Source organism: Alkalihalophilus lindianensis (assembly GCF_032843265.1).
In the GTDB taxonomy this organism is placed as follows: Bacteria; Bacillota; Bacilli; order Bacillales; family Bacillaceae_D; genus Alkalihalophilus; species Alkalihalophilus lindianensis.
The window spans coordinates 1-239 of record NZ_JAWJBA010000973.1 but is presented as its reverse complement, the minus strand read 5'-3'; the positions used below and the strand labels follow the sequence as shown (position 1 = coordinate 239).

Annotated in this window: 1 protein-coding gene; it reads right to left on the bottom strand. The window is 65.3% G+C overall.

Annotated elements, in window-relative coordinates:
• Positions 1-58 precede the first annotated feature (58 nt).
• The coding region (locus RYX56_RS26830; RefSeq protein WP_500660720.1) for a transposase at positions 59-239 on the bottom strand (181 nt) is incomplete at its 5' end.

The window sequence follows — 239 nt, the reverse complement described above, 5'->3', positions numbered from 1 at the left end:
GCCACAGACAGCAATCGACAGGCGGTCTGCACGGGCAGTCTCTCTGCGGCCATAGTGGCTATGGCCGCGTACCGCCTTTTGGGTCGTGCGGCTCCCGCAGCAGCTCACGGGCCCTTTTTAGGATCGCCACCTCAGTCTCGAGTTCCCGAATGCGCTTGTTGGCCGCGGCAAGCTCGGCCTGCTCGGTGCGGCTGAGACCCGGGAGCTGCCCGGTGTCGATCAGTTCCTGTTTGCGCCAC